The organism is Rhodococcus sp. ARP2, assembly GCF_001029585.1.
Classification (GTDB): Bacteria; Actinomycetota; Actinomycetes; order Mycobacteriales; family Mycobacteriaceae; genus Rhodococcus_F; species Rhodococcus_F erythropolis.
Map to the genome: position 1 here is coordinate 115,504 of NZ_LEKE01000054.1, position 13,177 is coordinate 128,680.

The 13,177-nt window shown below is 61.3% G+C and carries 15 protein-coding genes; 7 read left to right on the plus strand and 8 right to left on the minus strand.

Annotation, left to right across the window (positions count from 1 at the left end; translation table 11 throughout):
• Positions 1 to 96 precede the first annotated feature (96 nt).
• Positions 97 to 1,092, plus strand: coding sequence for an alpha/beta hydrolase (locus tag ABX74_RS14005; RefSeq protein WP_047889032.1), 996 nt, complete (start codon positions 97 to 99; stop codon positions 1,090 to 1,092).
• Between the two features lie 57 nt (positions 1,093 to 1,149).
• Here the strand turns inward: ABX74_RS14005 and ABX74_RS14010 are convergent, their stop codons facing one another.
• The 3 genes from ABX74_RS14010 to ABX74_RS14020 all read right to left on the minus strand — a co-directional run bounded on the left by ABX74_RS14010 (position 1,150) and on the right by ABX74_RS14020 (position 5,559).
• Positions 1,150 to 2,265, minus strand: a complete 1,116-nt coding sequence (locus tag ABX74_RS14010; RefSeq protein WP_019745622.1) for an NDMA-dependent alcohol dehydrogenase — start codon at positions 2,263 to 2,265, stop codon at positions 1,150 to 1,152.
• Positions 2,266 to 2,344: 79 nt separating this feature from the next.
• The gene (locus ABX74_RS14015; protein ID WP_223257908.1) at positions 2,345 to 4,072 is read right to left on the minus strand and encodes a PucR family transcriptional regulator; all 1,728 of its coding nucleotides are present in this window, start codon (positions 4,070 to 4,072) and stop codon (positions 2,345 to 2,347) included.
• Between the two features lie 77 nt (positions 4,073 to 4,149).
• A complete protein-coding gene (locus ABX74_RS14020) occupies positions 4,150 to 5,559 on the minus strand; it encodes an ABC1 kinase family protein (RefSeq protein WP_019745620.1) in 1,410 nt (469 codons plus the stop codon).
• 132 nt (positions 5,560 to 5,691) lie between these two features.
• Between ABX74_RS14020 and ABX74_RS14025 the strand changes: the two genes are divergently transcribed.
• The 5 genes from ABX74_RS14025 to ABX74_RS14045 are packed head-to-tail and all read left to right on the plus strand — an operon-like array spanning position 5,692 to position 9,574.
• On the plus strand, positions 5,692 to 6,111 hold the full coding sequence (locus tag ABX74_RS14025) for a MerR family transcriptional regulator (RefSeq protein ID WP_007729752.1): 420 nt from the start codon (positions 5,692 to 5,694) through the stop codon (positions 6,109 to 6,111).
• A gap of 46 nt (positions 6,112 to 6,157) precedes the next feature.
• Positions 6,158 to 7,534, plus strand: coding sequence for an MFS transporter (locus ABX74_RS14030; RefSeq protein WP_020909377.1), 1,377 nt, complete (start codon positions 6,158 to 6,160; stop codon positions 7,532 to 7,534).
• A complete protein-coding gene (locus ABX74_RS14035) occupies positions 7,531 to 8,550 on the plus strand; it encodes an ABC transporter substrate-binding protein (protein WP_020909376.1) in 1,020 nt (339 codons plus the stop codon). Before ABX74_RS14030 ends, ABX74_RS14035 begins: the two co-directional genes overlap by 4 nt.
• A 21-nt stretch (positions 8,551 to 8,571) precedes the next feature.
• On the plus strand, positions 8,572 to 9,291 hold the full coding sequence (locus ABX74_RS14040) for a 2OG-Fe(II) oxygenase (RefSeq protein WP_020909375.1): 720 nt from the start codon (positions 8,572 to 8,574) through the stop codon (positions 9,289 to 9,291).
• Positions 9,281 to 9,574 (plus strand): Ada metal-binding domain-containing protein, encoded by a 294-nt coding sequence (locus tag ABX74_RS14045; RefSeq protein ID WP_020971022.1) that lies wholly within the window; start codon positions 9,281 to 9,283, stop codon positions 9,572 to 9,574. Before ABX74_RS14040 ends, ABX74_RS14045 begins: the two co-directional genes overlap by 11 nt.
• Here the strand turns inward: ABX74_RS14045 and ABX74_RS14050 are convergent.
• The 3 genes from ABX74_RS14050 to ABX74_RS14060 are packed head-to-tail and all read right to left on the minus strand — an operon-like array spanning position 9,537 to position 10,835.
• The gene (locus ABX74_RS14050) at positions 9,537 to 9,965 is read right to left on the minus strand and encodes a VOC family protein (RefSeq protein WP_019745616.1); all 429 of its coding nucleotides are present in this window, start codon (positions 9,963 to 9,965) and stop codon (positions 9,537 to 9,539) included. The two genes, ABX74_RS14045 and ABX74_RS14050, sit on opposite strands and share 38 nt — an antisense overlap.
• Before the next feature lie 40 nt (positions 9,966 to 10,005).
• Entirely contained in the window at positions 10,006 to 10,488 is a 483-nt protein-coding gene (locus ABX74_RS14055) for an SRPBCC family protein (RefSeq protein WP_019745615.1), read from the minus strand.
• Between the two features lie 2 nt (positions 10,489 to 10,490).
• The gene (locus ABX74_RS14060; protein ID WP_019745614.1) at positions 10,491 to 10,835 is read right to left on the minus strand and encodes an ArsR/SmtB family transcription factor; all 345 of its coding nucleotides are present in this window, start codon (positions 10,833 to 10,835) and stop codon (positions 10,491 to 10,493) included.
• Between the two features lie 94 nt (positions 10,836 to 10,929).
• Here ABX74_RS14060 and ABX74_RS14065 point away from each other — a divergent pair, with 94 nt between their 5' ends.
• On the plus strand, positions 10,930 to 11,586 hold the full coding sequence (locus ABX74_RS14065) for an alpha-ketoglutarate-dependent dioxygenase AlkB family protein (protein WP_047889076.1): 657 nt from the start codon (positions 10,930 to 10,932) through the stop codon (positions 11,584 to 11,586).
• A gap of 5 nt (positions 11,587 to 11,591) precedes the next feature.
• On the opposite strand, the gene ABX74_RS30395 is transcribed toward ABX74_RS14065, so the two are convergent.
• Positions 11,592 to 11,738 (minus strand): hypothetical protein, encoded by a 147-nt coding sequence (locus ABX74_RS30395; protein WP_189637336.1) that lies wholly within the window; start codon positions 11,736 to 11,738, stop codon positions 11,592 to 11,594.
• Positions 11,739 to 11,886: 148 nt separating this feature from the next.
• On the minus strand, positions 11,887 to 13,005 hold the full coding sequence (locus ABX74_RS14075) for a hypothetical protein (RefSeq protein WP_053062031.1): 1,119 nt from the start codon (positions 13,003 to 13,005) through the stop codon (positions 11,887 to 11,889).
• Between the last annotated feature and the right edge of the window lie 172 nt (positions 13,006 to 13,177).

Consider the following 13,177-nt stretch of genomic DNA (forward strand, 5'->3'; position numbering starts at 1 on the left):
AGCCCCCGGAAAGGGACAAACACGTCGACAGTGGAACCGACGATGCACTTACCGAAGCGAGTTTCTTGATGCGCAGTTTCGGGGAAAGACACAACCTTGCAGAGAATCAGATTCAGGTTGCCCGAACGCAATACACGGCGGGCGCGGGTGCTCGTAGCGGCGTTGCTGTCGATCTTCCTCCTCGGCGGCATGTTCGGTCCGACCGCCGCGAGCGCTACTCCGGCGCACACGGCGCCATGGGGTGGTTACGACGAGTTGTGGGTCCCGTCTTCGATGGGAAACATCAAGGTTCAGGTGCAGTGGGCCGCGCGGGGCGGCAACGCCGCGTTGTACCTACTTGATGGTCTTCGCGCGCAAAACGACAGGAATGCTTGGAGTTTCGAAACCAACGCACTCGATCAGTACCGCAACGACAACATCACGTTGGTGATGCCGGTCGGCGGTGAGTCGAGTTTCTACACGGACTGGTACGCGCCGTCCAATTTCAATGCTCAGCCCATAACGTACAGGTGGGAAACATTTCTCACACGCGAGCTTCCGGACTTCCTTGCAGGGTATGGTGTTTCACCAACCAACAATGCGATCATCGGGTTGTCGATGGGCGGCAGTGCCGCGTTGAACCTGGCGGGGCATCATCGGGATCAGTTCAAGTTCGCGGGCTCGCTGTCCGGCTACATCAATATCTCGGGCCCGGGTATGCGTGAGGCGATCCGCGTAGCCATGTTCGACGCCGGCCGGTACAACGTCGATTCGATGTGGGGCCCGCCGTGGTCATCCGGGTGGCTTCGCAACGACCCGTTCGTCAACGCGGAATCGCTTCGCGGACTGTCGATGTACATTTCGTCGTCCAACGGCATCCCGGGACCGTACGATCATCCGTCTGCGCCGATCGATTACTTCCGCACGGCGACGGGTATGGGGCTGGAGGCGCTCTCGTGGGTGCATGCGCGTGCATTCGAAATTCGTCTGAAATCCATGGGAATCCCAGCGACGTACAGCTTTCCGCCCGCCGGGATTCACTCCTGGCCGTATTGGTCTGCTGAATTGTGGATGGCCAGAGGACAAATTCTCGACACCATGAACGCCTGGTGACGCAGATGTGAGGATCTCTCCGGACTGGCGTATGCGTCAAGTCCGGAGAGATCTCGCTCAGAAGGTGATGATTCCGCGGAGGTTGCGACCGGCATGCATGTCGGCGAAACCGTCGTTGATCTGGTCGAGGCTGTACCGGTTGGTGATGAGTCCGTCGAGTTCGAGCTTGCCGCTGGTATAGAGATCGATCATCCAGGGAATGTCGGCAGTGGGATTGGATGCGCCGAACAAGGATCCTTGAATTCTCTTCTGGTACAAGGTGAGTTCCATCAGGCTCACGGGAATGCCGATGTCCGTCATCTTCCCGAGACCGGTGACGACGCAAGTTCCTGCCTTGCGGATTGACGAAAACGCCTGCGCGACATGTTCTCCGGTGGTGACGCCGACGGTGACGATGGCGGAATCCGCGCCCTGGCCGTTGGTGAACGAGCGCGCGATGTCCGTGGCTTCCTCCATGGTGGCCACGGCATGGGTCGCTCCCAATTTCAATGCACTGTCGCGCTTGAACGCAACCGGGTCCACCGCGATCACGTGGGCGGCGCCGGCATGCGAGGCGCCCTGTACCGCGTTGATTCCGATTCCGCCGACTCCCATGACGATGACGGTCTGCCCGGGGTACACCTGAGCGGAGTTGACCGCGGCGCCCCAACCGGTTCCGACGCCGCAGCCGAGCAGACACAAAGCGTCGAGCGGCAGGTGCTTGTCGACTTTCACGGCCGAGAGAGTGCTGACCGTGGTGTATTCACTGAAGGTGGACAGGCCGCAGGTTTGTGCGACTGGATGACCGTCGAGAGACATTCTGTAACTGGAGGTTTCGCCCGGCCTGCTGCCGGTCATGATGGCGGCACCGTTGTCGCAGAGGTTCTGGATTCCGCTTGCGCACCAACGGCAGCGGCCGCAGGCGGCGAGGAACGAGAACACGACATGATCGCCCTCGGACCATCCTTCGGTGTTCGGCCCGACCTCGACGACGATTCCGGCGCCTTCGTGTCCACCGCAGATGGGATAGCGGCCGACTCCGTGGTCGCCGCTGGCGATGTGATCGTCCGAGTGGCACAGGCCGGAGGCGACCATCTTGACAGTGAGTTCGCCGCTGCGGGGTGAATCGAGTTCGAGATCGACCACCTCGTATGTGCCTGGTGCTTGGCGAATGACGGCTCCACGAGTGCGCAAGTTGTCTCCTGAGGTGAGAGTTGTTCTTCGGCTACCTCAGTTGTCTACTCGAGAGTTCAGGACGGGCTCGAGGCCCATCTCACTGATCGGACGTTTCGTATTTTTCGGATTCGTCCGGGGTTCGTCCCAAGATGGCGAGTTGCAGTTCGGTGAGCAGTCGCGTGTCCGGCTCGTCCAACGAAATGCCCATGATCTGTTCAGCGCGCCGAATGCGGTAGCGCAGCGTGTTCGGATGTACTTTCAGAGACGAGGCGGCCTTCTTCACATCCCCGAAAGCTGTCAGGTAGGCCGTGAGCGTGAACTGCATGTCAGAGGTGTTCTTGTCGTCGTAGGAGACGAGTCTGTCGATACGAGGGTCTCGCAATCGCTCGTGATCGGCAACGAGGTCGAGTATCTCGCCCAGCAATACCGCGGTGCGTGACGCCGCGAGTGTGGTGACCTTCGAGGTTTCGTGATCATCGGTGGTATCGAGCACGCGGTCCACCTCTCGACGCGCCTCGGGTACGCCGTGCAACCGCGCGATCGGGACCGCGACTGCGGCGCGCACGCTGATGCCCGCACGGTCCTCGACTACTCGCACGGTGTCGTAAGCCCAGTCGCTGACAGCGACCTCGTGGTCGGCCTGAGGGAACAATACGTAGATCCGGTTGTCGATGATCGTCGTGACCGCGTCGCTGCGGAATGCGCTGGCGCGCAGGCGCAAGGCGTTGGTGATTCGATCGAGATTCGATCCGGGCGAGAGTGATGTCGCAAATCCGATGACCGCAGACGGTCCGTCGGTGTTGATGCCGAAAGAACCGGCCAGCGAGTGCATGTCGACCCCACCGGAGCGAACACCGAACAGCCTTTGCACTTGGGCATTCTCGCGGCTGGAGGCGTCCAAGGTACGCATGAGAATGCGTGCGGCGACCGCCGCTGCACCCCGCAATACCGCTTGGGCGTCGTGGGAAAGAGGTCCAGAGGCGCGCTGCACCCAGATGCTGCCGAGATTGTGTTGGTGTGCAACAGAACCCGTCGGCGCTGACAGGTCCGGGCGGGTGATGCTCACAGCCAGCCTCTGCGCGGCTCCGATGCTCGGCTCGGAGGGCAGACTGATGACCTCGTCCGATCGCCTGAGATGCTCGAACACGCCTCTGCTCTCTATCCATTCGGTGTATTCGATCGGCCACTCCCGGCCGAGTATGGAGAGCTGACGGAGTTCGTCTTCGCCTTCGTGAGCAGAGGAATATGCGATGACATGGAGTGCCGTGTCGTCGATCGTCACGAGTCCGCCAGTCAATTCGGCGATCGTTTCCGAGAGCGCGAACAGATCCGAATCACCACCGGCCACAGCTCCTGCGACGGCCCGCGAACGGTACATGCTCTGTGTCAGAAGCCGTAGTACGAGCGAATAGACGTGCCCGGAACTAGCCTGCGGATGTACCGCGGCCACTGCGATCCCGATGTTACGTGCGGTGGTGAGAACCGTCGTCGCCTCGCGAGCATTCTTGACGAGCAGAAGCTTCGGACGACGCCTCGCCGGCCTGCCTTCGAACTTTCGCAGCCACAGCGTCAACGTCGATTCGGGAACCCCCACGGGGAGGTAGATGTCGGAGATCGCACCACGGCTGTCGGTGCCGTCGATATCGGAGGACTCGACGAGGGCGATCGAACGGATTTCGACATCGAGTCCATCCGGGCTTTCCAGAAGTTCGATCACGGACTTGTCCGTGGAATGCATGAGGGCGCCGAGGGTGGTGCCGACACTCGGCCCGTTATTCCTCGGACCTGTCGACGCTTGCGGGAGGGCTACAGAAAGTGGCTGCACATTTGCTCCTCGGCCGGTGGGTCATTACAGGCTAACCCCGACAGACGAAATGCAGAATAAGGAAATAGAGGACAAATTTATTCGTCAGGCATGGTGATGCCGAGTTCCTGCACCTTTTCGGCGACTGCCTCTGGAAAAACGTTCTTGAACAGATAAAGGTCTTGTCCGATCACCCAACCAGGTGCCAACGCCGTCGCATATCGCTCGAAGTATCCGAGTTGTTTACCGAAAAGAACCAATTCCTCGGGACTCGCAACACCCCACTGCTTGCCCAACTGAATCAGTGCCATGATCAATTCACTGAGCTTGAGTTCACCGAGGTCACGGCCGAGAATCGGGGCCAGGGCCGTTGCGACCTGCATGCCGAGCTGATCGTCGTCGACTTCGTAGTCGGTTGCATATCCCAAGGATCGAATTCCGCGGGCGACACGGGCGAAATCACCGTCGATGAGGGTAGCTCGGAACATGTCGGAAAGGATGGATCTCCATGTCTCGGGAAGGACGCCGACGATGCCGAAGTCGAGCATCGCTATCCGGCCGTCGTCGAGGACCCACAAATTTCCCGCGTGGACATCTCCGTGGAACGGACCGTGAACGATGACTGATTCGAGCCAGACCTTCACTCCGCGCCGGATCAGCATGCGGGCTTCGTCGATGCCGTCCGGACCGGCGACGAACCGATCCAGTGGAACGCCGCGCATGCGTTCCATACAGATGACGCGGGGACCACAGTAGTCCCAGTACACCTCCGGTGTCGTGACTCCTTTGTTGTCACCGAATGCGCTGATGTTGTTCCGGAATGTGGTTTGCCGGTCGGCCTCGACCGCGCTGTTCAATTCCGTCATCGTTGCATTGTGCAGATCGCGAATGATGGCGGTGGCATTGGCAATTCGAAGGAACTCGACAAACTTCTCGAGGATGTTCGCGCCCCAATACGCCGCCCGCAGGTCGATCAGCATCCGCGCATAGATGTCCGGACGCTGGATCTTGATGACGGCTTCGCGGCCATCGTGCAGAACGCACGCGTGTACCTGCGCTACCGACGCGGCCGCGAGAGGTACGTCGTCGAATTTCGCGAACAGGTCGTCTACGGAGTATCCGAGGTCCTCGTGTACGACGCTTCTGGCCTGCTCGGCAGGAAATGACGGAACGTCGTCGAGGCAACGTAGGCATGCATTGGCGACGGGGGCCGGGAACAGGCCGGACGACGACGCGACCAGTTGACCGAGCTTGACGAAGGTGGGACCCAGCGCGATGAAGCCGTCGACCATCCCGTCGGAGGCAGCGTCAGCCCACGTGCGTCCACGCTTGCGGAAAGGCCACACGATCAGTGCCAGCATGATCGACGTCGACAACACGACGGCGATGATCGCGGAACGCCACAACTGGGCGAGGCCGAAGCGTTCGAGGTCCGGCATGTGGACTTCGAGGGCAGTGGCGGGCACTCCTGACGAGTACGGCCCGACAGGTCGCGTTGGATCCAGCACAGCTCTCCCTCGTTCAACGAGCGCATCCAGCATTTTGCCGTGAGATCACTTACGCGACCCCTTCCGTTAGTCAGTATGCCAAGTCACACATAACTGCCGGAACCGCCTACGCGTTCAGCCTACGATCGGTGAATGCGTGAGCACTTGATCCCGATCGGCGAGGTTGCAAAATCGTTCGGAATTGCGGCTTCGACCTTGCGCTATTACGAGGACGAAGGACTGCTGTCCGCGCGGTCGCGAACTGGCGGCAAACGCTGGTACGGGCAGCGTGAGCTGCGCCGGCTGGCATTGATCCGGATGTACACCGAGACGGGAATGTCCTTGGAACAGGTGCGGTCCTTCATCGAAACCGACACCACGTCCGACCAGTTCTCGACGGTTCTCGCAGATCAAGTGTCGACACTCGAGGCGCAGATCGCCGCTGCTACGCGAGCGAAACTGATCCTCGAGCATCACCTGACGTGTCGGCAAGAGCGTCCGATGCAGTGCCCGTGGTTGCTCGAGCAGCTCGACATACGCGTCGAAGCGGCGCTTGACTTCAAGTTGACTTGAACCTTCATAGTTAGGGCGCACTTACCGCCCTATCCGGAGGTTGACCATGTCGGCACGACGATGGCTGCCGCTCATCGCCGCATGCATCGGAACTTTCCTGTTACTGACGTACGCCACCATCACGACAATCGCAGTGCCGGCCATCGCAGTCGGTTTGGACGGCAGTACGGGCGCGATGTCCTGGGTCGTCGACGCCTACACGCTGGCTCTTGCCGCGCTTCTGGTGGGCATGGGCGCACTCGGCGATGCGTGGGGACGTAAACGCCTCTACATCTGCGGACTGGTCGTGTTCCTGGTTGCAACGGCCGTGTGCGCGATTGCCCCGGACGTCACGGTTCTGGTCGTTGCTCGCGGCGCGCAAGGAATTGCCGGTGCGGCGATGTTCGCGACGCTCCTGCCTCTGCTCGGCGACGCATATTCGGGCCGCGATCGTCACGTCGCCTTTGCCGCGTGGGGCGCCGTCGCTGGATTGGCGGCGGGAATCGGGAACGTTGCAGGAGGGCTGCTGACGCAGTTCTTCGACTGGCGTGCGGTCTTCTATTTCGGAATCCCCGTGGCCGCAGTAGCGCTCGCAATGGCTGTGTTCTGTTTCGCCGACAGTGAGCGCGGCGACGACAACATCGACTGGGCCGGAATCGTTTTGTTCACCCTCGCTGCCGTTGCCGCGGTTCTCGGCGTGACGTGGGGCGGCGACATCGGGTGGGCTTCGTCGTCGACAGTTCTTGCCTTCCTGATCGCAATCGGTGCGCTGACGGCGTTTGTGTCCTGGCAGCGTCGAGGCAGCAGTCCGATGCTCGATCCGGCATTGTTCCGATCCCTGAAATTCGACGGCGTCCTCGTCGCTGCGTTCGGGTACTACCTCGCGGCCTACGGCCCGCTCGTAGTCCTTTCATTGTGGCTGCAGAACGGGCTGGAACTGTCGGCATCGGCGGCCGCACTCGTGCTCTCGATTCAACCGCTCGCTTTTGTCTTCGTGTCGGCGCTGTGTGGATCACGGCTTCAGCGAGTCGACCTTCGACTGTCGCTCGGATTCGGGACGGTTCTCTGCGGAATCGGTTGCGTGGCCATGCTGTGCGTCCTCGCCGAGCCGGTCTGGCCCGCGCTGATCGCCGGGCTGATTCTGACCGGTGTCGGTTCCGCGATGGTGTCGCCGGTGCTGCCGGGTGCCGCGATGTCGGACGCCCCGGCAGAGCGCGCCGGGACGGCTTCGGCGACAGCCAACTCGTCGCGTCAATTCGGGCTTGCTGTCGGAATTGCGTTGTGCGGCTCTCTCTTCGCCGGTCCGGACGAGTTCGCCTTGCTGTGGCCGTTGGTCTTCTGCGCCGGCGTCGGAATGCTCACGGGTTTGGTATCGATCCTTCTCTTTTCTCGTTCGTCAACTCCTGCAACAGTTCAACCAATCGCCGAAAGGGCACACACATGACCACGCTGTTCACTCCACGACCGCATCGGCGTCTCGAGATCGACTGGAATCGCCGCAGGTTCCTCGGCGCTGCAGCAGGATTGGCTGCTGCGCTGGCAGCGGCCGGTTGCTCGCGTTCGGACGCAGACGGCGGGGGTGAAGGCGATGCAGGCTGGTCCTTCACCGATGATCGCGGCAACCTGATCGAATTGGATTCACCGCCAAGGACATTTGTCACCTACACCGGCATCGCGGGTGCTCTCTGGGATTACGGACTGGTGCCTGTCGGTGTTTTCGGGGCGCTGACACGATCACCGGGATCAACGGACACCAGCATCTCCGGCAACTTGGATTTCTCGAAGACCGACATGGTCGGGCAGCTCTGGGGACAAGTGGAACTCGAGAAGATCGCTGCGCTGGAGCCGGACGTCGTCATCGTCCCTCAGTTGCGTGGTTCGGCGCTACTAGACGAGGCGAACTTGGATGCGGTGAAAGGCTTGTCGACAGTACTGGTCGTGGAAACGGCAGCAGGAACCATCGACCGAACCGTGCAAGAGATCGTGGAACTGGCCGTGGAACTCGGAGCGGACCAGGATATGGAGGCTCAGCGAAAAGACTACGATGCTGCGCGTGCGCGGATCTCCGAAGTTGCTTCTTCGCTGAATAATTCACAGGTTTTGTTCGCGTCCGCAGATCCGGACACGATTCGTGTCAGTCTTTCGGGATTCCCGATCCTCGCAGACCTGGCGGGATTGGGACTTGCCGTCGTCGATCCGGCCGAGGGATCGTCGGTCTACGTCGAGAAACTGGCTTGGGAGATGGCGGACCACTATCCGGCCGACATGATCTTCCTCGACGATCGCCCGTCCAGTTTGCAACTGGATACGCTCGGAACCAATCCTGCGTGGTCCAACTTGCCCGCGGTGAAGGCGGGAAAGATCGGGACCTGGAATCCGGAACCCGTGCTCAGTTATGCCGGGATCGCCCGTACGTACAACAATCTGGCTGACCAGCTGCTGGCATTCTCACATTCCTGACCGCCACGTCGTCTACGACGTATGGACCTCTTCACCGATCTGTCTGCTCGAGTTGATTCCCTCGATTGGCCTGCGCTGATCGAGGGAATCAACTCCAGTGGGTGTGCCCAGACGGCGCCGATACTCGACGAGTCGGAGTGCCGCGAAATTGCTTCCTGGTACTCGGACGTCGGCCGGTTCCGGAGCACCATCGACATGGCTCGATACCGCTTCGGCCAGGGGGAGTACCGGTACTTCGGCGATCCCGTACCGGAGTCGATCACGGCTATGCGATCCGCCTTCTACCGACACCTGCTGCCCGTGGCGCGGGAGTGGGCGTTCAAGCTGGGCGAGGGTGCACCGTGGCCGGATTCATTCGAAGAATGGATCGATCAGTGTCACGACGCCGGTCAGAATCGCCCTACCCCGATCCTTCTGTCCTACGGACCTGGTGACTGGAATGCATTGCATCGGGACTTGTACGGAGAGTTGGTGTTTCCCTTGCAAGTCGTGATCGGGCTCGACAGACCTCGCATCGACCACGCCGGCGGCGAGTTCTTGCTCGTGGAACAGCGGCCGCGCGCCCAGTCGAAAGGGACGGTGACAGTTCTCGAGCAAGGTCACGCGTTGATCTTCACCACGCGGGATCGACCGGTGCAGAGTTCGCGGGGGTGGTCGAGAGCCCCTGTGCGACATGGTGTCAGTGTGGTGCAATCCGGCACGCGTCGAACATTGGGATTGGTGCTTCATGATGCTGAGTAAGACGTACATTCTCCGCGACGCTCGCAACAAACCCTACGAGAGTTCGACGCCCGGTGTGCTTGGCGGACATCGGAAAACGAAGATCTACGGTCGACTCGACTGTCGAGGGGCTGCGCAGGCAATCGCGCGTGGTGGGTATGTCGCCAGTCGAGTGTTCTTCGCGGACGAGCCGACCGCGATTGCGGCCGGCTATCGCCCCTGTGCCGTCTGCATGCCCGAAGGTTACGCAGCCTGGAAGGCAGTTGCTACGCGCCGAAGCGGTCGCGGTACTCCTTCGGAATGAGCGGCTTGTCGCCGCGGACCTTCAGCTGCTGGACAGCCCAGGTATTGCCGTCCGGGTCGGCGAATCCGAAGAAGGTGCCCCCGTCACGCTCGTCGAAGACAGTGACCTCACTGGCATCGACGCCGCGGTCGATGAGCTCTTGGCGAGCCGTTGCAGCGTCTGCCACGACCAACTGCAATCCCTTCAACGAACCAGGGGCCATCTCGGTTTGCGACGGCAGGTTGCCGATGACGATCGAGCAGCCCGAACCACGCGGAGTGAGCTGGGCGACCGTCATGTGTTCGTTGACGGTGTGGTGGTCGAGATCGAAACCGACCTTGTCACGGTAGAACTCGATGGAGCGGCCGAGGTCACTGACGGGAACGATGACTACTTCGAGGGTCCAGTCCATGAAACTGCCTTTCGCTGAAGAGGCTCGGGTAAACAGGTGGTCAGAGTTGCGCGACGATCTTGTCCAGGCGTTCGTAACCTTCGGTGACGCCGAGCTCCATATTGCTCTCGATCATTCCGTCTCGCGCTTCGAGGCTCGGATATACGGAATGGCCGGAGAGACGGGTGCGTCCGTTGCCCAGGTCCTCGAACGTGATCGATTCGATGCTGACGACGTCGGGAAATCCCTCGTATTCGAAAGTCTGGATGGCAAAGTCGTTCTCGCGAACAACGTGAAATACACCGTTGAACCGGAACTCTTCGCCCTCGGGGTTGCGATGGACGTACTTGTATCGACCGCCGCTCACGAACTCGTATTCGTCGATTTCCATCTCGTATCCGTTGGGGCCGAGCCACTGCTTGACCAGTTCGGGATTCGAATGAGCTGCGAAGACGGCACTGACGGGTGCGTCGAATTCGCGGGTGATGTCGATGTACGGCACGCCCTCAGGAGCCGTGATGGTGACGGGATTGGTGGTAGCCATGGCTAAGTCTCCTTCTGTGTGGTGCTGAGTAGGTGATCGAGCTTGCGGAACTGTTGTTCGTGGATCAGTCGATAGCGGTCGATCCAGGCGGTCAAAGCCTCGAGAGTTGCGGCGTTGAGATGTACCGGCCGCCTCTGGGCTTCGCGGCTGCGAGTGACCAAACCCGCGGCTTCGAGTACCTGAATATGTTTGGAGACGGCCTGTTTCGTGATCTCGAATGGCTCGGCCAAATCGTTGACCGTTTGGGGGCCGGTGCTCAGGCGGGCGATGATCCGCCGTCGTACCGGGTCGGCGAGCGCCATGAACGCTTTGTCGAGACGCTCGTCTGCCCCTGGATCCACGATCACTTGTCAACCATCTCCTTTATCAACCAATCTGTTGATTACGCTACGGGCCCATGCGGAGGGTGTCAATGCTTCGAAACCGATTAGCGTGGAATTCATGAACGCTCTGATTCCTCGGCCACGAATGGAAGTGGCGCCAGGGGCGATTCTCGTTCCGGATTGGCTCAGCATCGAACAACAGCGCACCTTGGTGGCCGAGTGCCGACGGTGGGCGACCGCGCCCGTACCGATGCGCTCGGCCGTCGTCCCTGGTGGGCACAAGATGTCGGTGCAAACAGTCTGTCTCGGTTGGCATTGGCAGCCGTACAAGTACACGCGCACCGCCGACGACGTGAACGGTGAACCGGTTGCCGCTGTGCCCGACTGGCTCGTTGGCCTCGGCCGTAGCGCAGTTGCCGCTGCCTATGATGATCCGACTGCGGGGGAGCGGTACACGCCGGACACTGCGCTGATCAATTTCTACGACGAGGGCGCTCGGATGGGCATGCACCAGGACAAGGACGAGCGCTGCGACGCTCCCGTCGTCTCACTGAGCGTCGGGCAGAGTTGTGTCTTTCGGTTCGGGAATTCCGAGAATCGGAACAAGCCGTACACCGACGTCGAACTCCATTCGGGTGATCTCTTCGTCTTCGGTGGGGAGTCTCGGTTCGCGTATCACGGAGTGCCGAAAGTTATTGCGGGAAGTGCAATTCCCGACATTGGTCTGCCGTCCGGGCGGCTGAACATCACCCTGCGGGATACCGGAATGTCGTGACTGTCTCACCCCTGCTGTGCCACTGGTGCAGTCGGGTCGAAGTCTGCGCTCGAAGGTCCGTCCCCGACCATCTCGATCAACTCGGTCGACGGTGGAGTTGGCAGCGTGCGCCAGCGCTCTCGTTCGAGGTTGTGGGGTTGTGTCTCGTTCATGCCCTCATTGTCGAACTTCCGGCTCCGATCCACCAGTCGGGGATGGGCCGGGTGCAACTCGGTAGACCGTTGAGGGCGCCCCGACCCGGAGGGCCACTGCGATCGATTCCTCACGGAATCTCATGCCTAGCAGACCCTCACGTGTGGGTCATTGCTGCGATTCCAGCGTCCATGCGGGCTGGTCGGTCACTTCCGGGCCGTCGTGCAGCACCCAAACACACGGCTCGGAGATGTAGGTGGCAGCATCGGTGAACCAGTATGTTTCGTCGGGTGCCCAGCCCGCGATGACGCTCGCCGTGTCGGCATCGACCTCGATCGCGGTTCCTGCCGCCGCCAGGTATCCCGTCACGGTAAGGTGCACTCCCTCAAAACTTTCCGCGACCTGCACCCAGTCCGGGATGACCCACCTGCCTGATCGGCCGGTAGTCCGGTACCAAACCTGCCGCGTTTCTGCGGTGACCTCGAGTGGGAACCGTCTGCACAGCTCCGACCAGGCTTGTGCACTGTCGATCTCGTAGATACGTGCGCCATTCGGTGGCCGCAATGCTCGCACGACGGCCCGTTCCCATCCCATGCTGTCTTCGACGAACCACAAGCCCGCCGCAGTCCCGTCGAACAGCGCCCTCGTCGAACCCTGCGTGGGTGGATTCGACCACCAATAACCTGACCAGTTCGCCGCGGGATCCACCGGGCGGTCACGTTCAGCTCTCGCTTCCGATTCCAGGGTGCTCGTGCGCCACTCGCTGAGGAGTTGTTGCGCAGCAGGCACCTCGCGTGTGTCCGGAGAGTAGTCGCCTCGGCTCATGATCGACCATTGGTCGGGCGCGGCAAGCGGGCTGCTCCACCATTGCGCCTGTTCGGATCCGGCAACGTGCTCCGCGACGCGTCGAAGCTCATCTTGCATAACCTCGGTGGCGACGAGGACGTCTTCTCCGTCGGGTTCCTGCCAGTAGCGTGCCGCATCGACGGCTTCTGCGAGGGCGGAACGTAGATCGACGGCGGTGACGTCGGGGAGCGAGATTTCCGAGAGGCTACGCGCCACATCCTCGGCGGTGACTATTGTCCGCCGGGCCTCTTCGGCGCCCGGGCCGAACAACACTCGGGAGGTGCCTTGCCCGACGTCGAGGTGATAAGCCGCCCGGTGAGCGCTGATGCGGAACATGCCGTCGCCTGGCTCGGGCCGCAGGGCGCGTTCGGCGTCGATCGCGTACGCGAGCAGCATCCGGCGCCCGCGCGGTCCCGACAGCAAAATATCCGCAGTGAGCATCTGTTCTCCCGTTTTCTGGTTCAGATGACGGTAGCCGAGGTCGGCGAGATGGAGAGGTTTCTCCCGTGATGTCAGAGCTCCTGGCCGGTTCGTCGCGCACGACGTAGATCGTCACACGCTGCATTCGGCGGCGAAGGTGGACGGAAGGGAACCCCCGGCTGCTGCCAGTCGC